The organism is Acinetobacter courvalinii, from assembly GCF_014635545.1.
Taxonomy (GTDB): domain Bacteria; phylum Pseudomonadota; class Gammaproteobacteria; order Pseudomonadales; family Moraxellaceae; genus Acinetobacter; species Acinetobacter courvalinii.
On the sequence record NZ_BMDA01000002.1, the window covers coordinates 94,250 to 112,471 of the forward strand.

The following is an 18,222-nucleotide window of genomic DNA, read 5'->3' on the forward strand; positions in this document are numbered from 1 at the left end:
TTGGCATAAAAATTGAATAACCCCATCCAGTAAAAATCACAATATTGATGGGTGGAGAGAATGATGCAAAACAAATTGATGTCGATGTCAGTGCTCATGGCAGCCATGATGGGGATTGGTCTGGTAGGCTGTTCAAAACCGGCCGAAAAAACAGAACAAGCAAAAACGGAAGCCAAAACTGCACCTGCAGCCAACGGTGACACCATCAAGGTTGGGATTCTGCACTCGCTTTCAGGCACCATGGCGATTTCTGAAACCTCACTGAAAGACACCGCCTTGATGACCATCAATGAAATCAATGCCAATGGTGGGGTACTGGGCAAAAAACTGGAACCTGTGATTGTTGATCCAGCTTCTGACTGGCCCCTGTTTGCAGAAAAGGCGCGTCAGCTGATTACCCAAGATAAAGTCGCGGTTATTTTTGGTTGCTGGACATCGGTTTCTCGTAAATCCGTGTTGCCTGTGGTGGAAGAGCTGAATGGCTTGTTGTTCTATCCGGTGCAGTATGAAGGTCAGGAACAATCGAAAAACATCTTCTATACCGGGGCGGCTCCGAACCAGCAAGCAATTCCCGCGGTTGAATATTTGATGGGAGATGAGGGCGGGAAAGCAGAACGTTTTGTGTTGTTGGGCACCGATTATGTCTATCCACGGACCACCAATAAAATTCTTCGGGCCTTCTTGAAATCGAAGGGCGTTGCCGATGCCGATATCATGGAAGAATACACCCCATTTGGTCACAGCAATTATCAAACTATTGTGTCCAATATTAAGAAGTTTTCTGCGGGTAAAAAGACGGCAGTGATCTCGACCATCAATGGCGATTCCAATGTGCCGTTCTATCGCGAACTGGGCAACCAAGGCATTAAGGCATCCGATATCCCAGTCATGGCTTTCTCGGTCGGGGAAGAAGAATTACGTGGTATTGATACCAAACCCTTGGTGGGGCATTTAGCGGCATGGAACTATTTCATGTCGGTCAAGAATCCTAAAAATACCGAGTTTGTGAATAAATTCAAACAATATGCAGTGCAATACAAACTGCCAAATGCCGACAAAGTGGTGACCAACGATCCGATGGAAGCGACCTATGTCGGGATCAATATGTGGAAGCAGGCGGTTGAGAAAGCGGGCACCACTGAGGTGGATAAAGTTCGTGATGCGATGGCCGGTCAGACCTTTGCGGCTCCATCAGGCTATACCCTCAAAATGGATGAAAGCAATCACCACTTGCATAAGCCTGTGATGATTGGACAGATCCGTGGCGATGGCCAGTTCGATGTGGTCTACAAAACCCCGCAAACCATCAAGGCGGAGCCTTGGAGTCCGTATATCCCGAAATAAGTGACTTTTAGCCTGTTGTATGGGCAGCAGGCATTTCTATTTTTCTGATCCATTTAAACCGTAACCATAAGGGGAGTTCTATGGCGAAACATTTTGTTTTGGCACTGCTCTGCATCATGGCACAGCTGATGTTGAGTCCAGCATGGGCAGAGGCCACATCCACAGCACCTGTGACGTCTACAGCTTCTCCAGATGCCATTCAGACCTTTGTAAAGGCTGACTTTGCCACGCGTCGTGCCATGCTCAATCAATGGCCTGCCAGTATTGAACAACTGGATCAGTTGGTGGCATATATCGATCAAAATGAGCTTTATACCGATAGCGCAGGCAATACTTATTTGCTGAAAAATGATGACAAACTGTTTAGTTATCCTGAGCAGCAAGCATTGGAACAATGGCCAGCCGATCTATCTCAAGTGACTTTGGTCAATACCTTACGCAAGGCACTGAATTTTGGTCAAGCCAAGGCCAAACTCAATTCTACCGATGCCTCACAACGTTTAGCTGCAGTTGATATCTTAGAAAATAACTTGGCTGAACTTGATGTGGCGATGGTGAAGCAGCTTTATCTGAATGAAAAAAATGATCAGGTCAAAGCACGTTTAGCACAGCTCAAAGCCCGTTTGGATTTTAATAGTCCTGATGAATTTACCAAGCTTGAAGCAGTGAACGTCTTGGCAGATTCGAATCGCCCTGATGTGTTCGCGTTAATTAACCAAACTTTAGAACAACCACAAAGCAATCCCGCCTTGAAGGCAGCGTTGTTGGATGCACACAATCAAATTAAAACCCGCCTGCAAATTAGTGAGTGGTCAGGTCATATCTTTTCAGGTTTAAGTACTGCCAGCATTTTACTGCTTGCGGCGCTTGGCTTAGCCATTACCTATGGTTTGCTTGGGGTAATTAACATGGCACATGGTGAGCTCATCATGATTGGTGCCTATACCACCTATGTGATCCAGAGTTTTTTTAAAACCCATTTTGCTGGATTAGTCGATTGGTATCTGTTGGCAGCGATTCCTGCGGCATTTCTGGTCAGTGCCTTGATTGGTATGTTGATTGAACGCACCGTGATTCGTCCGCTGTATGGTCGTCAATTGGAGACTTTACTTGCGACCTTTGGGGTGAGTCTGATCTTGATGCAATTGGTGCGTATGGTATTTGGTGCACAGAATGTTGAGGTTTCCAACGTAGCATGGTTGAGTGGCGGAATTGCGCTAACACCGAGCCTGATGCTGCCGTATAACCGTATGGCGATTATTGGTTTTACCGTCGCCGTATTATTGCTGCTGGTGTTCTTACTCAATAAAACCCGTTTCGGCTTATTCGTTCGTGCGGTCACGCAAAACCGTCAAATGGCACGTGCGGTTGGGATTCGCTCTGCCCGGATTGATATGCTGGCTTTTGGTCTGGGTTCTGGTCTGGCAGGTTTGGCAGGCTGTGCCTTGGCGCAAGTCGGCAATGTGGGGCCTGATCTCGGTCAAAACTACATTATTGACGCTTTCCTTGTGGTTGTGGTCGGTGGCGTGGGCCAAGTCTGGGGTGCGGTACTGGCAGCACTCGGCTTGGGCATCAGTGGAACGGTGCTGGAAATTGGTTTAGGTGCGGTTCTAGCAAAAATTATTCTCTTGGTTCTTGTGATTTTGTTTATCCAAAAGCGTCCACAAGGTTTGTTTGCCATCAAAGGCCGTTTTGTGGAGTAAGCCAATGAAAATCAATGCTTTATTTGCCGAAAAACCCTATAGCGCGGTGGCGATTGCACTGTGTTTTGGCGCGTTATTGCTGTTGCCATGGCTACACCTGTTGTCTCCTGACTCTGCATTTTACTTGTCCGCTTATTGGATCACCCTGATTGGCAAGATCATGTGTTTGGCCTTGGTGGCTTTGGCATTGGATCTGGTCTGGGGTTATGCCGGGATTCTAAGCTTGGGACATGGTTTGTATTTTGCCTTGGGCGGTTATGCTTTTGGCATGTACCTCATGCGTCAATCCGCAGGCGATGGTCTGCCTGATTTTATGCGCTTCCTCAGTTGGACCGAGTTGCCTTGGTATTGGGTCGGGACTGAGCATATCGCCTGGGCCTTGGCACTGGTCGTGCTTGTTCCTGGATTGATTGCATTTATTTTTGGTTTTTTTGCCTTTCGCTCCAAAATCAAGGGTGTGTATTTCTCGATCATTACTCAAGCCATGACCTTTGCCGCAGCCTTACTGTTCTTCCGTAATGAAACAGGCTTTGGTGGCAATAATGGCTTTACGGGGTTTAAGACCATTCTCGGTTTTGATATTACCTCGGCACCGATGCGCGCAACGTTATGCTTTGTGACTGCGTTGATGTTGATGTTGTGTTTCCTCGGTTTGCGCCAGTTGATGAATCGTCCTTATGGTCGCGTGCTCGGCGCAATCCGCGACAGTGAAAATCGCTTGCAATATCTCGGTTATCGCACGCTGTGGTACAAGCTGTCGGCATGGGTATTGTCCGCGGTGATTGCCGGTATTGCAGGGGCGTTGTATGTGCCACAGGCAGGCATCATCAATCCAAGTGAAATGAACCCAGTCAACTCAATTGAAATGGCGGTGTGGGTGGCTGCGGGTGGACGTGGCACTTTGATTGGTCCGATTTTGGGGGCAGGTTTAATCAATGCAGTGAAAACCTATTTCACTGTGGCTGCGCCAGAAGCATGGTTATTGATCTTGGGTGCGCTGTTTATCGTGGTGACCTTGTTCTTGCCTAAGGGTGTGATTGGCGTATTTGACCGTTTTAAAAAGGAGCGTGATTAAATGAGTGATGTATTAATAGACGCTGCTCAACATGGCGGTCAACTGGGTGAGGGCTATGGACGCACCAAGACGCAAGGTGCGGATTTTAGTCACGGCATTGCCTTATATCTGGAAAAAGTCAGTGTCTGGTTTGATTCATTTCGGGCCTTGAATGATTTGTCACTGTACATTGCCGAGGGTGAGTTACGTTGTATTATTGGACCGAATGGCGCAGGAAAAACCACACTGATGGATGTGATTACCGGCAAAACCCGTCCAAGCACAGGTACGGCATTTTTTGGGCAAAACTATGATCTTGCCAAAATGAGTACCGAGCAAATTGCGGAAGCGGGGATTGGACGTAAATTCCAGAAACCCACGGTATTTGAAAATTTTAGCGTGATGGAAAATCTGCTATTGGCAGCGCCACGCGATAAACGGGTGAAAAAAAGCTTATTTTCCCGTTTAGACCCAGAAGCGCAGCTGGCCCTGGATGAAAGTCTGGAGCAGATCCGTTTAAAGGAATTTGTGCAAAAGCCCGCAGGTCTGCTCTCACATGGACAAAAACAGTGGCTGGAAATCGGCATGTTGCTGATGCAACGGCCCAAGTTGATTTTGCTGGATGAGCCGGTTGCAGGTATGACCGATGCTGAAACCGAGCGCACGGCTGAATTGTGTCTGGAACTGAAAAAAAATCACACCCTTGTGGTGGTCGAGCATGACATGAGTTTTATTGACACCATCAGTGAAAAAGTCACGGTCTTGGCGCAAGGGGCAATTCTGGCTGAGGGGACATTGGCAGAGGTTCAGGCCAATGAAGATGTGATTGAAAAATATCTAGGGCGTTAGGAGAAGCACATGCTAGAAGTGAAACAAATTAATCAGTTCTATGGTGGCAGTCATATTCTGCGTGATGTGTCTTTTAATGCGCCTGTAGGAGAATGTAGTGTGGTGCTGGGACGTAATGGCGTTGGCAAAACCACCTTACTGAAATGCCTGATGGGGATTCTGCCGATCAAGTCAGGACAAATCCTTCTGGATGGAAAAGACATTGCCAAGATGTCTCCTGAGCAACGTGTGCGTGCCGGTTTGGCTTATGTGCCGCAAGGTCGCGATATCTTTTCGACTTTAACGGTTGAAGAAAATATTTTAATTGGGATGGCAAAATTTTCGGGTGCCAAGACGCGTAAGGTGCCGACGCATTTATATGAAATTTTCCCCGTACTTGATGAGATGAAACACCGCCGTGGCGGAGATTTATCGGGTGGTCAGCAACAGCAGCTTGCGATTGCTCGAGCTTTGGCCTCAGAACCCAGTGTATTAATTCTGGATGAACCGACCGAAGGGATTCAGCCATCGATTATTAAAGATATTGGTCGGGTGATTCGCAAGTTAGCAGATCAAGGCGAGATGGCGATTATTTTGGTGGAGCAGTTTTATGATTTTGCCGAAGAGTTGGCCGATGCGTATAGCGTGATGGCACGTGGGCAGGTGATTGCACAAGGGCGGGGTGAGGAGATGCCTGAGAAGGGGATTCGGGAGTTAGTGGCGATTTAGTATTTCTTGGCTAACCATTACTTTATCCGTGTTCTAAGGAATGTATCTTTATGATGGACCTTACTTTTGAGAGATCAAAAGTAAGCAAAAATCTTTTGTTCGACTGACGGTACATCCTGAGCAATTCCAAAGCATGGCTTTGGAAGCAGCGCAAGGCAGTCGAACATGGCGACATCCATGTCGCCTATCACGATAGTGAATGTTGGGAAAATGCAATTTAGAACATTAAAGGGTTAGCACTCGATTTATTTGTCTTCAACCTTATAAAACGTTCCGCCTGCATAGACATTGTGTCCAAAGCCACATGAAGATTCGCCGTTGTGCTGTTCAACCTCAATTTTTTGTCCAAGCTTTGCGTCATTGGCAAATTGAAGTTTGATTTGGCAATCTTCATAGCGGTAGCTGGCTTGTTTTGACTTGATTGGCATGCTGGTTTCAAACTGTCCCATATTGGGACCATAGATTAGGCCGCGTGGACCAAAATAGTAGCCATCGAAGCCAATCTCATATTGATTCTGTTTTTTGCTGACCTTGATATAGTCCCATTGCCCAAAGCCATTGGCACGGACATAAGTCCCTTGTAAATCAGAAGATAGCTTTGGTTTTGGGAGCTGTTTTAAATTGTATTGGCTGGTTTTCGAGTCTTTATCACGTAAAAACCAGACTCTGGCCCATTGCGGCTTACCGAGTTTTGCATAACTTAAACCGACATTATTATTGGCGATTTCAATCTCTCGATCACTGACCTGAATCCCGCTTTCATCTGCATTGGCCTGACAGAAATGTGCCCATGCGGCTTGGTCTTCGAATTGCTTGGCTGCTTTGAGATATTGCTTTTGATCGTAAAACTTTTTACCTGCTTGGGCATATTGTTTCACTTTGGCGCAGCCCTGTTGCAATTCTTGCTCGAAGGAAAGTTCTGCAAAGCTGGCACTTGAAGCAAGTACGATTGTGAGGCATAGACCGAGTTGGGATGTTTTAATCATTGTGGCTATTTTTGAAATAAAGTATGTCTTTCATTTTAAGTCAGAAATTGCTGTGAGGATCGTATTACAAAAGTGATATTTTATTAGGCTTCTGTGAGTTGCAGTTGCATCCAGACCAAATCCCGCCATTGTCCAAACTTTTGACCTACTTGTGGCATATAGCCTGTTTGCACAAAGCCCAATTGTTCATGCAGCACAATCGAACCCTTATTTTCACTGTCAATGGCAGCGACCATAATATGCATATTTTGCTGTTTGGCCAGATGAATCAGTTGTTGCATCAGCGCTTTGCCCAGACCTTGGCGAGCATAACTTGGGTCAACAAAAACAGAATGCTCAATGCTTTGGCGATAACCGCTGATCGCACGAAACGCTGCGTAATAGGCATAACCAGCCACTTGATGGCTATTCAGGTCTTCAACTACGATCATGGGGAAGTGCCGTTGCTGCATGCCGTAAAAACGTTGCTGATAATCAGCTAAGGAAACAGCCTGATCATTCCAGTTGGCTGTGCCATTTAAAATTTCGTGATTATAAATCGTGAGGATGTGTTCGAGGTCATCTGTTGTGGCAAAGCGAATGCGGAAATGTGCGGCTAAGGTCGAAGCGGCAAGTACGATATTTTCAGACATAAGCAAAGGTCATCAAATTAGACAAAATAAACAGATGGGTTGCTGACAGGACAAAAGATCAACTGACATTTATATTCGGGGATGCAAACAAAAACAGCAAGGAAATCCTTGCTGTTTTTTAACATTCTAATCTGATTAGAAATGGTATTTGATCAAAGCGCTGACATTGTTTTCATCACGGTTTTTCATACCGAACTTGTTATTCCAGACCGAATGCTCAACACCTAAATAAAGACGAGTATCCGGTGAAATGTGTTTACCCACATTCCATTTATATTGTGTAGTCCAGTTCAGCTCACTGGCGTGATCTTTTTCACCTGTCGACCAGTCAAGGAAACCATCGACGAGGAAATCTTCATTTGATACTTTAAATGGCAATGCATAGGCAATGGTCATTTGATAGTCATCAGATGTATTTTCATTGTTGGCACGGTAGAAGTTCACATTTGCATATTGGAAATATGGAACTGCAAGGTCAAAACCTACGCCGTACAAGAAGTTGTCAAAACTGGAAAAGTCATCATTGTTGCTTTCCCAAGTGGTTGAAATCAATACATCTTTAACCGGACCAAAAGCAAGTTTGTGACCTGAAATCTCGCCTAAGCTAAAACGCGGAGAGAGTTCGAAATAAGTCACTTTATGGTCTTCATTACCACGCATACGGTCCATAAAGAAAAACACATCGGCATACTTCACTTTTGCCGCATATTCAACCGTTAAGGTTGTTTGTTTTTCATCAACAACTTCGTAGTTTTCCCCATACAAACCGGTCAGGCTAAAGTCCTGCCAGATTGGCTTTGCCTGAGCGAAAGCTGCTGTAGATACCAATAAACATGCTGCTGTAACTTGCTTCAATTGCATTTAAAAATCTCCCCCCAAAAAGGCGTGTAAAGCATACAAGGTATTAAGCAAAAATAAAGCCAAATTTGACCAAAGGTACAAAATAATTGTAGAGCTCGGGCCAAAAATAAAGTCGTGTAAAGTTAAAGCTGTTTTTGTTTAAGTTTTAATAAAAATGTCAAAAATCAGCTTGCATATTTCTGAGGAAAGACAGATATTGGAACTATAGAAGATCTTCTTACATACTGAAAATCAACAGATGCTAAGCGAGGAGACCACAAGCATTTACATAATCAAAATATACAACTGCACTGAATGACCGCATGCTCAAAGTGTGCTGAATAACAAAGTTTTGTAGCACCGTCTCACAGAAAAGAGAGGAAGATATTTATGAATATTGAAATCCGTACAGATAAAAACATTCAAGGTAGTGAACGTTTAATTAGTTATGTTCGTGCAGAACTTACACAGGAATTCCAACGTTATAGCGAGCGTATTACGCACTTTTCGGTTCATATTAGTGATGAAAACGGGGATAAATCGGGCGATCATGACAAACGTTGTATGATTGAAGCCCGTCCAGCAGGCATGAAACCTGTTGCAGTGACACATAAAGCGCCAAATATTGATCACTCGATTCATGGTGCGATTGATAAATTAAAACGCAGTCTGGAGCATCTTTATGAGAAGAAAGATCATCACCGTGGCGGTTTACCAGAATATGTCGATGCAGATGAAGGTGTCAAAGTAGACGACGAAGCGTAAAAATAAACGCATAAAAAAGGCCTTAATCTGAGTTGATCTCAATAATTTGGGCAGTTTGATTAAGCAGCTTTTAAGGACCGAGTTCTGTATATAGGTAGGACTCGGTCCTTTTAATTTAAGCTTGAATTTATTGTGACTCTAATCGTGAATATATTTCTTATGGTTAGCTTTAGAACTTCACTTATTAATTCCAATAACTATCAAACATTTCTTTAATGCCATCTTCATTCTCCATATACTTATCAGGGGCTATTTTTAACCCAATACCACTTAAATAGAGTACAGCCTCCCATAGAAGATCCTCTGTTGTAGCAGGATCAAAGAACAATTCATTGTTGTCCAAGGCATTCATCTTTGTTGCTGCCCATGCTTCAGCTTGCTCTCGACTAATTCTATGATTTAGCATATCGGTGAATACTTTTTGTACCTCTAATAAAGTTATTTTCATCCTGACACTGTTCATTCTTATCAAACAAATAATGTGTTATTAGACTAATGTAAGGCTTTTTTTATGCCTGTATCAAATTTCTACATGATTTTTTAGATGGTTTTATAAAATCCTGTCAGGATATTCGGCATAATACATTCATTAAAAAATATTGTGAGAACTGGTCATGTTAAATAAGCAACAGCAGGCCTTGGTGCAAGCCATACAACAACTCGATTTAGACCAAGTGCAATCTTTACTTGCTGAAGGACTCGACCCGAATTTTATTGATCCTGAACAGGGGCCGCCTGTATCGGTGATTTGTGATGGTTTATTCACCTGGTGGGAAACAATTTGTGAAGCATATGAGGCAGGCCAGCCATTAAGCGAAGAAGAAAAGCAACAAACGCTTCAAGTCTATCTGGATATTTTGGATGCGCTGATTCAGGCCAAAGCCAATTTGCATTTATGGGATGCTGAAGAGTTTTATGGCCCTCTCTGGGATGCAGCAAGTTCGGCTTGTGTGCCTGTGGTACAACGTTTACTCGAAGAAAAAGTAGATCCAAATACCCGTGATGAAGAGGGTTTAACCGTTTTATCTTCAATTAGCCAATTATTCTTTGATTGTGAATTTGATGAAATTGATTGGTCAGAATCATTGCCAGAAGAACGTGCAACACTGGAATTGTTACGTCAGCATGGCGCAAAAATGTCAAAAGAGCTCGGCGCTTAAGCCCAGCCGATATAACAGAACGAGGAACATGATGAAAATATTTCAAACTTTAAGCGTAGTTGCCGTATCGATGCTGGCAAGCAGCGCTTTTGCGGCTGATTTTTCTTTTGACCGTCCCGGTGCCGGTATGGGCACAGGCATTACCCCGGTTGGTAAACTGGCATGGGAACAAAGCTTGCCAAGCGTCAGTTATCAGGAAGGTAATGTCGATGGGGTGAAGGATAAGACCCTGACCTTAAATGGCGATATGTTGTTGCGTACCGGTCTGGCAGATGGCCTGGAATTGCAATTGGGTTGGCAGGGTCCGGTCTGGCAGCAATACAAGCGTGCCGGTATGAAAAAGGAAACCAATGGTTTAGGTGATGTCAGCATTGGTTTGAAAAAAGCCATTGATCTCAAAGATGACCGTTTATCTATGGCTTTGTTGGCAGAAGCCATCATTGCGACAGGTAATGATGAATTTACCAACCATGATGATATTTATAGCCTTACCTCAGCGGTTGCTTATGAATTTAGCGACCTGATCGGCACCTCGATTACCATGCGTTATGAAGCGCAAAACAGTGATTGGGCGGTAACTGCGATTCCAACCATTGACTATAAAATTGCAGGTAAATTATCAGGTTATTCAGAATTTGTTTACCGTAAAGCCGAGAGCCAAGACTATGAATATGGTTTAGGTACAGGCCTGATTTATGCTTTGAATAATCGCACCCAGCTGGACGCTAGCATTGGGGTTGATCTCAATGGCGATCAGAAAAGCTATAACGGTGGCCTCGGCGTATCGGTGTTATTCTAATAATCATGCTCCTGAATACGCTTAAACTTACTTTTATAGAAGTGCCCAGCAGATTCGGGAGAAAAATAGCGAGATGAGAATGAAAAGCTCTGTTCAAGGTGGAGACGGTTCTTCACTGATGCATTATTTTCTTGGGACCTTATTGTTGTTATGTGGGTCACTGACCTATGCCCAAGAGAATACATCGGCACCCTTACTTAGCCCTGAACAGGCATTTGCATTTACGGTTGAGTCGACGCAAGCGAATCAGGCACGGTTACACTGGTCGATTCAGCCCAATTACTATCTCTATCAGCATAAATTTGAGGTAAAGCAGGGCAATCAACCGGTTGCCTTGAATCTGCCCAAAGCGGTTGAGCAATATGATGAAAACTATGGTCATAGCCAGGTTTATTATCAACAAGCTGAATTCAGTATCCCGACTCAGGCATCACAACACTACCGCGTGACTTGGCAGGGGTGTGCCAAAGACCGTATTTGCTATCCACCACAAAATATTGAGTTTCAAACTGATGCGGATGGTTTGGTCAGTGCCCAGAATGTCAGCTCCAATACGCAAAAAAGCTTTCTGGACGTGGCCCGTTCATCCAGTGTATTGAATGCACAACAGTCAGCCAGCGATGATGAAGTACAGGCTGAAACAGCTGCAGAATCAGCCTCACAAGGCAACTCGGGTGTGATGGCCCAAGACCAGAAATGGTCCAGTGCACTGGAACAGCATTCTCTGGCGTATAGCATCTTATTGTTCTTGGGCTTAGGCATTCTGTTGGCTTTTACGCCGTGCTCTCTACCGATGTTACCGATTCTGACCTCGTTGATCGTACGTGATAATAAAGGCGTGAAAGCATGGTCAATTGCGCTGACCTTTGTGGTCAGTATGGCGCTGGTCTATGCGGTCCTCGGTTTAATTGCTTCCGCAGCAGGTTTGAATTTTCAGCGCTGGTTACAGCAACCTGCGACCCTGATTGCATTTAGCTTGCTGTTTGTGGTGTTTGCCCTGAATCTGTTTGGCCTGTTCGAGTTGAAATTGCCCCAGCGTTGGGTCAATCGACTTGATCAGATGCAATCCAATCAAAAAGGCGGTACCTTGGTGGGCGCCAGTGTCATGGGCATGATTTCAGCCTTGCTGGTTGGACCATGCATGACGGCACCGCTGGCCGGGGTATTACTGTTTATCTCGCAAACGCAGAGCCAATGGCAGGGTGCATTATTACTATTTACCCTGGGTTTTGGCATGGGCATTCCATTGTTACTTGCCAGTGTTTTAGGGGCCAAAGCCTTACCGAAAGCCGGCGACTGGATGAACCAGATCAAGGTGATCTTTGCCTTCTTGATGCTGGCCCTGAGTCTTTATTTTATTCGTCCTTTATTGCCGGAACTCGCCATTCAAATCCTGAGTTTAATTCTGGGTCTGGCATTTATTATCTATGCGGTTTATCGTCTGTTTGGGCAGAAATCCAAGCTGCAATGGCTGTATGCGATTTTACTGATTGTCGTGATTCCAGCCTTGGCTTTTAACCAATACCAGCACATCCAAAGCCTGAGTTCAGTTCAGGCAGACAAGCTGGCTGAATGGCATGTGGCACACACTGCGGACGAGTTTCAGCAGATTCTCGCCGATGCACCGAAAGATCGCGGTATCGTGATTGATGTCTATGCAGACTGGTGCGTGGCTTGTCAGCCAATTGAGCATCGTATTTTAAAAGATGCTGAGGTGCAGCAGGCGTTAGCGGGTTACTATTTAATTAAACTGGATTTAAGCCACTATGATGCATCGCATCAGGCACTTTTAGCACAGTGGGATATTTTAGGTCCACCAACCTATTTATTCCTCGATCAGCAACAACAAGAAATTCGCTCGCTACGTTTAACGGGTGCATTCCAGAAAGCCGAGCTATTACAACAACTGGCCTTATTTAAAGGAAAAGAATAACAATGTACCAACTCTTTATTGGCAATAAAAACTATTCAACATGGTCCATGCGTCCGTGGCTGTTATTGAAACAGGCTGGCATACCATTTCAGGAGCATTTGATCCGGTTTGATAGCTTTGAAGCAGATAGTCAGTTTAAAACAGAAATTCTTAAACTGAATCCAACCGGGAAAGTGCCTGCACTTGTGGATGGAGAACGGGTGGTTTGGGATACACTGGCTATTTGTGAATATCTGGCAGAACAACATCCTGAGCATGCCTTATGGCCACAAGATAAAAGCTTACGTGCCAGAGCGCGCTGTATCAGTGCCGAGATGCATAGTAGCTTTCAGGGATTACGCAATCTTTGTCCCATGAATGTCGAAGCAGACCTGACACATATTGGTCTGCAGCTCTGGTCTGAGCATGCGCAACTGCGTGCTGATGTGGCCCGTATTGAGCAGATCTGGTCACAACGTCCAGGTGACGACAGTTTTTTGTGTGGCGAATTTAGTATTGCAGATGCATTTTACGCGCCGGTGGTGATGCGTTTTGACTGTTATCAGCTCCCCATCTCGGCTTCTAGCCAAAGCTATATGCAGAAAATATTGGCTTTACCTTCAGTACAACAATGGATTGCTGAAGCCAAGCAAGAACAGCAGTTTGTGCCTTTTGATGAGCCTTATCGTCAACAGCGGGAAGAATTTTTAAAAGTCTGATTGGGACTCAAGTGAAGTCAAGTCAAGGCCTTCACTTTGCTAACGGGTGATCAGGTCAGTAAAGATTCTGACCTGATTACGTCCCGCCGCTTTCACCGCATACAGGGCCTGATCTGCCTGACTAATAATCAGGTGTGGCTCATCGGCACTAAGCGAACTGCTAATACCGAAGCTGGCACTAATACGGAACTCTTGCTTATGTTCGGTAATAAAACGTAATTGAGATATCGCCTGCCGACAGCGCTCTGCAACCTTTTGTGCTTGGGCGGTATGAGTATCGGGCAGCAATAAAATAAACTCCTCCCCGCCAAAGCGGCCAATCATATCCTGCTCTCTAAGATGGGTGGTCAGACACTGTGCTACCTGAATCAGCACCTGATCTCCCATGCTATGTCCAAAATGATCATTAATATTTTTAAAATGATCTAAATCGAGTAGCACAATCGAATATTGCTGCTCTGGTTGCTGGTGTAATCTGTCCAGATAACTGCCAATACTGCGCCGGTTCAGGACATTGGTGAGGGGATCGAGACGGCTCAACATCTGGATGGTCATTTCGCGAGTCCGCCATTGAGTCAGTAAAATTTCAAATAGAAATAAACAGGCCAGCAAGATCGGAACCAGAAAAAACAGCATACTACCGACCCAGAAGGGATGCATGGCCACCTGATTCAGATGTTGCATGTTAAATAATGGTGCGTAGGTCAGGACCCCGACCATACTCAGGTAATTGCAAAAGAACAGGGCCAGTGTGGCTGGAATCAGGGCGCAATACACCATACGGCGGTCAAATAGCACCAGACCGACACCCACGACACTGACATAGCCCACCATGGTGGCGGGACTAAAGCTGCCGACCAGATAGCTGTTATGGCACAGCATGGCAGTAAAGACCTGCACACTGAGGATCGGGAGGACTTCCTGTGCCCAGTGTTGTTCCCTGAATACATGGCAGGGAATAATCAACAGGATCAAAACCACCAGCATAATCAGGCTGGTCCATAATTGTGAACGAACCAGCTTGAGATGGACCCATTCTGAATAAACCGGATTCATGAGTACGAAAATGTCCCAGCTGATCCAGAACAGGTTCATTAATGCAGCAAGTATAAGTAATAAAATGCTTTTTTTAAGCATGGTCCAATTGACGACAATATGATGTTCCCAAGAAAGCCGAAAGCCCCATCGTTTTGCGTCAGTTGACCTATTAAAATGAATCTTCACCATTGGCATGCATCCTTTTATGCAATGAGATTCCTAGGAACTGTATATCCGTCATCAAAATACGGAAGAACGCTTATTCAAATAACAATAGCATCTTTAGAATGAGAAAAAAGTCTGCATCTGGCGGATTTAGTGCAAATCAGGACGGGAAAAATATTTTGAAAAATAAGCTGTTATCTGAATATTCAATGATTTTTATTTGTTGATGACCAAACTGAATCAAGAGTGACAAGGGTCAGCCTAAGCTGACCATTTTTTACACAGATTTTGAGGGTGCTTAGTCGCGATCTAAGGCATGTGCAAATTCAGCAAGATCGGCCAAAGCCTGTTTAGCTTCAGGGAACCAGGCATTAAACATCTGGAAGTTATGCCACATGCCGGTATAGAGTTTAAAGTTCACTTCAACATCGGCTTTTTCAGCTTTTTCTCTAAAGCGTTTTGAATCATCCAGCAGAATTTCTTTAGAACCGACTTGAACGAGTGTTGGTGGTAAGCCGGTCAGATCATCAAATAATGGTGAAACGCGTGGATCATCAGCCTGAATACCCTCTTTTAGATAATGATTGATACCTGCCTGTAACGCTTCAATTGAGAGCAAGGCATCATGTTTCTGGTTGAAGCGAAGTGATTCACTGGTCAAGGTTAAATCCAGATAAGGCGACATCAGAATCAGACCACTTGGCATCAGTTCAGGTTGCTGTTTCAGACGCAAGCACAAGGCCAAGGCGAGGTTGGCACCACAAGAGTCCCCCGAGATAATAATATCTTTAGGTTTAATCCCTTGTACCAGCAATGCTTGATAAACATCAAAAATCGCATCAATCGCTTCAGGAAAAGGATGTTCTGGTGCCAGCGGGTAATCGACATGAATCACCTGCATTTGCGTACGTGCTGCAATATCGGTCATCAATGCACGATGAGTATTCAGGCTACCTAAGAAGAAAGCACCACCGTGAATATGTAAAATCAGTTGTGTTGCCGCAGCTTGCGCTTTAATTTCCTCACCACGAACACCGGCTAAGCGTAACGATCGAATTTGTACTGTTGGATTGTGTGGAAATAGGCGACAGAGTTGATCCAGTAATGGTCGTAAAGCATTGGGTGCCAGATTAAATTGGCTCGGTGTCCGAATCGTGGCTTTAAGTAAAGATTCAGTAAAATAATATTTCCAAACAGTAGCAAATTTCATAATTTTTCCATATTGTTAGTTGGGTATACCAATAAGAAAGTTCTTGAATATAAGTAGCGCCTAGACCTCATGATAAAAACTGAAAAATTGTGCGCTATGTCACTCTTACGCAGGTTATACCAAATAGTCATAATCAAGAATTGCAATATTGATTGAACTTCTCAATACTTTCAGTTTGAAAGACCCCTTAAGGATATTACAAAAATGAAGAAAATTGCTCTAGCATTTGGATTGCTCGGTTTAACAACTTTTGCCAATGCAGCGGATGCGCTGAATGGCAGTGTTTGGCAAACCATTGATGATGAAACGAAACAGCCAAAGGCGATTGTGAAGTTTACTGAGCAAAAGGATGGAACCCTCACCGCATCTATTCAAAAATATTTAGTGGCAGGTCAGGAAAATGCATGCTCTAAGTGTGAAGGACCTTATCACAACAAACCGCTGAAAGGCGTGACCATCGTACATGGCCTGAAAAATGTAGGCGGTACCAGCTATGATGAAGGTTCGATCATCGATCCTAAAAATGGCAAAACCTATAAGTTAAAAGCTGAAATTCTCGATGGCGGCAAAAAGCTGAAATTACGTGGCTATATTGGCGTTGCAGCTTTAGGTCGTAATCAGACCTGGATTCGTACCAACTAAGCCAGATTTAAATAACAGAAAACCGAGTCTAATGACTCGGTTTTTTTATTGCTGCGATTTATCGGTTTAAGCTGATAAACCCTGATAGGTTGCTTCATCGAAACCAATCACAAAGCCATTTGGAGTTTGCAGTACAGGACGCTTAATCAGGCTAGGCTGGGCCATCAGTGTTTCAATCAGGTTATGTTCATTGCTAGTCGCGTGTGTTTGCTCGTCAGCAGTTAATTTGCGCCAGGTCGTGCCTTTTTTATTCAGGACTTTATCTGCGCCAATTTCTTTTAACCAGATTGCTAAAGTGTCAGCATCAATGCCTTGTTTCTTGTAATCATGGAACTCGTAATTGATACCTTTTGCCTGTAACGCATCAAAGGCTTTTTTCATTGAATTACAATTTTTAATGCCATAAATTTTAAACATGAGAAAAACCCTAGAAAGAGTGAAAAATATGGATGAAAGCCTAACGTAAAAAGCAACTGATGCGCCAGTTGAAATTTTTTATTAAGTTTATCGGTAGAGCGGTTCAATCGTGATGCAATGATCAAAATGCGCATGTTTTTTGAGCAAAATGGCGAATGACACAATAAACAGAAAATATCTAATATCAAAAAAGAGAAAACCCGCATTTAATCTTCCTGATTATGCGGGTCTCATTTCAACGTCCAATGTCTCATCCATGCAAATAAACTTGAATCAAGTTTATTTTATCTTCCTACGGCGTCCTATCCCTTTCTGGTCATCCTGACCGCTTCCCTGTGCCGTGAAGCTATAATGCCGTTCTAGCTAGTAAATAAAAATACACAAAAGCGACAAGTTCTGTAAGCTAAAGAAGCGGGTTAAGTGAACATATGTTCACTTATTCGTGTATTTTATAGTCGATAATCACCGGTGCATGATCGCTAAACCATTGTTCTTTATAGACCCATGCATTCGCAGTACGTGCTTTCCAGTCTGGAGAGCAGGCATGATAGTCAATCCGCCACCCGACATTTTTCGCACGCGCCTGACCGCGATTTGACCACCATGAGTACAACTCTGCTTCAGGTCGTACCTCACGGAAGGTGTCCACATAACCCAGCTCGTCATAGATATGATCGAGCCAGGCACGTTCATGCGGCAATACGCCAGATGACTTCTGGTTCCCTGACCAGTTTTTAATATCGATGCGTTTATGCACGATATTGTAGTCTCCACACACGATGATGGATTTATTTTCGTCGCGCCATTGTTTGAGTACTTGCGCGTACTCTTTTAAGAACACGTCTTTGCGTGCCTGTGCTTCATCACCGCTTGATCCTGATGGCAAGTATAAGGAGGCAATATGAACGGTTTGTGACAGTCCTAAATCAAATTCAGCCGAAATAAAACGGCCTTGCGTATCGGCCAGTTCAAAACCCAAGCCGTTGGTTACCGAGACGAAAGGCAGGCGACTATAAATGGCTGTGCCTGCATAACCTGCGCGTTCAGCAGGGAATAAGTGGGTGTACCATCCTTCAGGTTTAAATTTATCGGTCCATTGCTCATGAGTAATGCGGCTTTCCTGCATACACACCACATCTGCACCAGACTGTTCCAACCATTCGAGCAGGCCTTTGGTGACAGAAGCACGCAAGCCATTTACGTTAATTGAAACGACTCGAAGAATTTTTACATCACTTGGATAGCTATCCTTTGGTATCATACGTCTGTTTAACCTCAA

General features: G+C 44.3%; 19 protein-coding genes. 11 read left to right on the forward strand and 8 right to left on the reverse strand.

What is annotated here, in order from left to right; genetic code table 11:
• The first annotated feature begins 63 nt into the window (after window positions 1-63).
• The 5 genes from urtA (at window position 64) to urtE (ending at window position 5,658) form a co-directional block, all read left to right on the forward strand.
• Window positions 64-1,344: an urea ABC transporter substrate-binding protein gene (gene urtA, locus IEV39_RS10020; RefSeq protein ID WP_005282334.1), complete on the forward strand. Its 1,281-nt coding sequence runs from the start codon at window positions 64-66 to the stop codon at window positions 1,342-1,344.
• 80 nt (window positions 1,345-1,424) lie between these two features.
• Window positions 1,425-3,047, forward strand: a complete 1,623-nt coding sequence (urtB, locus tag IEV39_RS10025; RefSeq protein WP_005282336.1) for an urea ABC transporter permease subunit UrtB — start codon at window positions 1,425-1,427, stop codon at window positions 3,045-3,047.
• Between the two features lie 4 nt (window positions 3,048-3,051).
• The gene (gene urtC, locus IEV39_RS10030; RefSeq protein WP_005282339.1) at window positions 3,052-4,122 is read left to right on the forward strand and encodes an urea ABC transporter permease subunit UrtC; all 1,071 of its coding nucleotides are present in this window, start codon (window positions 3,052-3,054) and stop codon (window positions 4,120-4,122) included.
• Window positions 4,123-4,950 (forward strand): urea ABC transporter ATP-binding protein UrtD, encoded by an 828-nt coding sequence (gene urtD / locus IEV39_RS10035; RefSeq protein WP_005282340.1) that lies wholly within the window; start codon window positions 4,123-4,125, stop codon window positions 4,948-4,950.
• Window positions 4,951-4,959: 9 nt separating this feature from the next.
• On the forward strand, window positions 4,960-5,658 hold the full coding sequence (gene urtE / locus IEV39_RS10040) for an urea ABC transporter ATP-binding subunit UrtE (protein ID WP_005282342.1): 699 nt from the start codon (window positions 4,960-4,962) through the stop codon (window positions 5,656-5,658).
• Between the two features lie 245 nt (window positions 5,659-5,903).
• Here the strand turns inward: urtE and IEV39_RS10045 are convergent, their stop codons facing one another.
• The 3 genes from IEV39_RS10045 to IEV39_RS10055 all read right to left on the reverse strand — a co-directional run bounded on the left by IEV39_RS10045 (window position 5,904) and on the right by IEV39_RS10055 (window position 8,137).
• Complete coding sequence (locus tag IEV39_RS10045; protein WP_005282345.1) at window positions 5,904-6,644, reverse strand: hypothetical protein; 741 nt, start codon at window positions 6,642-6,644, stop codon at window positions 5,904-5,906.
• 83 nt (window positions 6,645-6,727) lie between these two features.
• On the reverse strand, window positions 6,728-7,276 hold the full coding sequence (locus IEV39_RS10050; protein WP_005282347.1) for a GNAT family N-acetyltransferase: 549 nt from the start codon (window positions 7,274-7,276) through the stop codon (window positions 6,728-6,730).
• A gap of 135 nt (window positions 7,277-7,411) precedes the next feature.
• Window positions 7,412-8,137, reverse strand: a complete 726-nt coding sequence (locus IEV39_RS10055; RefSeq protein WP_005282348.1) for an outer membrane protein OmpK — start codon at window positions 8,135-8,137, stop codon at window positions 7,412-7,414.
• 369 nt (window positions 8,138-8,506) lie between these two features.
• On the opposite strand from IEV39_RS10055, the gene IEV39_RS10060 reads away from it, so the two are divergent.
• Complete coding sequence (locus IEV39_RS10060) at window positions 8,507-8,881, forward strand: HPF/RaiA family ribosome-associated protein (RefSeq protein ID WP_005227968.1); 375 nt, start codon at window positions 8,507-8,509, stop codon at window positions 8,879-8,881.
• A gap of 184 nt (window positions 8,882-9,065) precedes the next feature.
• On the opposite strand, the gene IEV39_RS10065 is transcribed toward IEV39_RS10060, so the two are convergent.
• Window positions 9,066-9,329, reverse strand: a complete 264-nt coding sequence (locus tag IEV39_RS10065) for a hypothetical protein (protein WP_005282351.1) — start codon at window positions 9,327-9,329, stop codon at window positions 9,066-9,068.
• A 166-nt stretch (window positions 9,330-9,495) separates the two neighbouring features.
• Here IEV39_RS10065 and IEV39_RS10070 point away from each other — a divergent pair, with 166 nt between their 5' ends.
• The 4 genes from IEV39_RS10070 (at window position 9,496) to IEV39_RS10085 (ending at window position 13,471) form a co-directional block, all read left to right on the forward strand.
• A complete protein-coding gene (locus tag IEV39_RS10070) occupies window positions 9,496-10,041 on the forward strand; it encodes an ankyrin repeat domain-containing protein (RefSeq protein WP_005282353.1) in 546 nt (181 codons plus the stop codon).
• Between the two features lie 31 nt (window positions 10,042-10,072).
• On the forward strand, window positions 10,073-10,840 hold the full coding sequence (locus tag IEV39_RS10075) for a transporter (RefSeq protein WP_005227965.1): 768 nt from the start codon (window positions 10,073-10,075) through the stop codon (window positions 10,838-10,840).
• Between the two features lie 79 nt (window positions 10,841-10,919).
• Entirely contained in the window at window positions 10,920-12,773 is a 1,854-nt protein-coding gene (gene dsbD, locus IEV39_RS10080; RefSeq protein ID WP_032883128.1) for a protein-disulfide reductase DsbD, read from the forward strand.
• 2 nt (window positions 12,774-12,775) lie between these two features.
• A complete protein-coding gene (locus IEV39_RS10085) occupies window positions 12,776-13,471 on the forward strand; it encodes a glutathione S-transferase family protein (protein ID WP_005282358.1) in 696 nt (231 codons plus the stop codon).
• 39 nt (window positions 13,472-13,510) lie between these two features.
• Here the strand turns inward: IEV39_RS10085 and IEV39_RS10090 are convergent, their stop codons facing one another.
• Window positions 13,511-14,698 carry a GGDEF domain-containing protein gene (locus tag IEV39_RS10090; protein ID WP_005282360.1) on the reverse strand — a complete coding sequence of 396 codons (1,188 nt, stop codon included), beginning with the start codon at window positions 14,696-14,698 and terminating at the stop codon, window positions 13,511-13,513.
• A 274-nt stretch (window positions 14,699-14,972) separates the two neighbouring features.
• Complete coding sequence (locus IEV39_RS10095) at window positions 14,973-15,884, reverse strand: alpha/beta hydrolase (protein WP_005282362.1); 912 nt, start codon at window positions 15,882-15,884, stop codon at window positions 14,973-14,975.
• 204 nt (window positions 15,885-16,088) lie between these two features.
• Here IEV39_RS10095 and IEV39_RS10100 point away from each other — a divergent pair, with 204 nt between their 5' ends.
• Complete coding sequence (locus IEV39_RS10100; RefSeq protein WP_005227959.1) at window positions 16,089-16,526, forward strand: DUF2147 domain-containing protein; 438 nt, start codon at window positions 16,089-16,091, stop codon at window positions 16,524-16,526.
• Between the two features lie 66 nt (window positions 16,527-16,592).
• Here IEV39_RS10100 and IEV39_RS10105 read toward each other — a convergent pair whose 3' ends face one another.
• Both IEV39_RS10105 and IEV39_RS10110 read right to left on the reverse strand, forming a co-directional pair.
• Complete coding sequence (locus tag IEV39_RS10105) at window positions 16,593-16,943, reverse strand: arsenate reductase (protein ID WP_005282364.1); 351 nt, start codon at window positions 16,941-16,943, stop codon at window positions 16,593-16,595.
• A gap of 436 nt (window positions 16,944-17,379) precedes the next feature.
• Window positions 17,380-18,204 carry an exodeoxyribonuclease III gene (locus IEV39_RS10110; RefSeq protein ID WP_005227948.1) on the reverse strand — a complete coding sequence of 275 codons (825 nt, stop codon included), beginning with the start codon at window positions 18,202-18,204 and terminating at the stop codon, window positions 17,380-17,382.
• Window positions 18,205-18,222 lie beyond the last annotated feature (18 nt).

What these genes read in the sequence shown, in the direction of transcription:
- IEV39_RS10045 (WP_005282345.1), bottom strand. Translation starts at nt 6,644, where the DNA reads ATGATTAAAACATCCCAACTCGGTCTATGCCTCACAATCGTACTTGCT.
- IEV39_RS10095 (WP_005282362.1), bottom strand. Translation starts at nt 15,884, where the DNA reads ATGAAATTTGCTACTGTTTGGAAATATTATTTTACTGAATCTTTACTT.
- IEV39_RS10085 (WP_005282358.1), top strand. Translation starts at nt 12,776, where the DNA reads ATGTACCAACTCTTTATTGGCAATAAAAACTATTCAACATGGTCCATG.
- urtE (WP_005282342.1), top strand. Translation starts at nt 4,960, where the DNA reads ATGCTAGAAGTGAAACAAATTAATCAGTTCTATGGTGGCAGTCATATT.
- IEV39_RS10055 (WP_005282348.1), bottom strand. Translation starts at nt 8,137, where the DNA reads ATGCAATTGAAGCAAGTTACAGCAGCATGTTTATTGGTATCTACAGCA.
- IEV39_RS10075 (WP_005227965.1), top strand. Translation starts at nt 10,073, where the DNA reads ATGAAAATATTTCAAACTTTAAGCGTAGTTGCCGTATCGATGCTGGCA.
- urtC (WP_005282339.1), top strand. Translation starts at nt 3,052, where the DNA reads ATGAAAATCAATGCTTTATTTGCCGAAAAACCCTATAGCGCGGTGGCG.
- IEV39_RS10100 (WP_005227959.1), top strand. Translation starts at nt 16,089, where the DNA reads ATGAAGAAAATTGCTCTAGCATTTGGATTGCTCGGTTTAACAACTTTT.
- IEV39_RS10105 (WP_005282364.1), bottom strand. Translation starts at nt 16,943, where the DNA reads ATGTTTAAAATTTATGGCATTAAAAATTGTAATTCAATGAAAAAAGCC.
- IEV39_RS10110 (WP_005227948.1), bottom strand. Translation starts at nt 18,204, where the DNA reads ATGATACCAAAGGATAGCTATCCAAGTGATGTAAAAATTCTTCGAGTC.
- IEV39_RS10050 (WP_005282347.1), bottom strand. Translation starts at nt 7,276, where the DNA reads ATGTCTGAAAATATCGTACTTGCCGCTTCGACCTTAGCCGCACATTTC.
- dsbD (WP_032883128.1), top strand. Translation starts at nt 10,920, where the DNA reads ATGAAAAGCTCTGTTCAAGGTGGAGACGGTTCTTCACTGATGCATTAT.
- IEV39_RS10070 (WP_005282353.1), top strand. Translation starts at nt 9,496, where the DNA reads ATGTTAAATAAGCAACAGCAGGCCTTGGTGCAAGCCATACAACAACTC.
- urtA (WP_005282334.1), top strand. Translation starts at nt 64, where the DNA reads ATGCAAAACAAATTGATGTCGATGTCAGTGCTCATGGCAGCCATGATG.
- urtB (WP_005282336.1), top strand. Translation starts at nt 1,425, where the DNA reads ATGGCGAAACATTTTGTTTTGGCACTGCTCTGCATCATGGCACAGCTG.
- IEV39_RS10090 (WP_005282360.1), bottom strand. Translation starts at nt 14,698, where the DNA reads ATGGTGAAGATTCATTTTAATAGGTCAACTGACGCAAAACGATGGGGC.
- IEV39_RS10060 (WP_005227968.1), top strand. Translation starts at nt 8,507, where the DNA reads ATGAATATTGAAATCCGTACAGATAAAAACATTCAAGGTAGTGAACGT.
- IEV39_RS10065 (WP_005282351.1), bottom strand. Translation starts at nt 9,329, where the DNA reads ATGAAAATAACTTTATTAGAGGTACAAAAAGTATTCACCGATATGCTA.
- urtD (WP_005282340.1), top strand. Translation starts at nt 4,123, where the DNA reads ATGAGTGATGTATTAATAGACGCTGCTCAACATGGCGGTCAACTGGGT.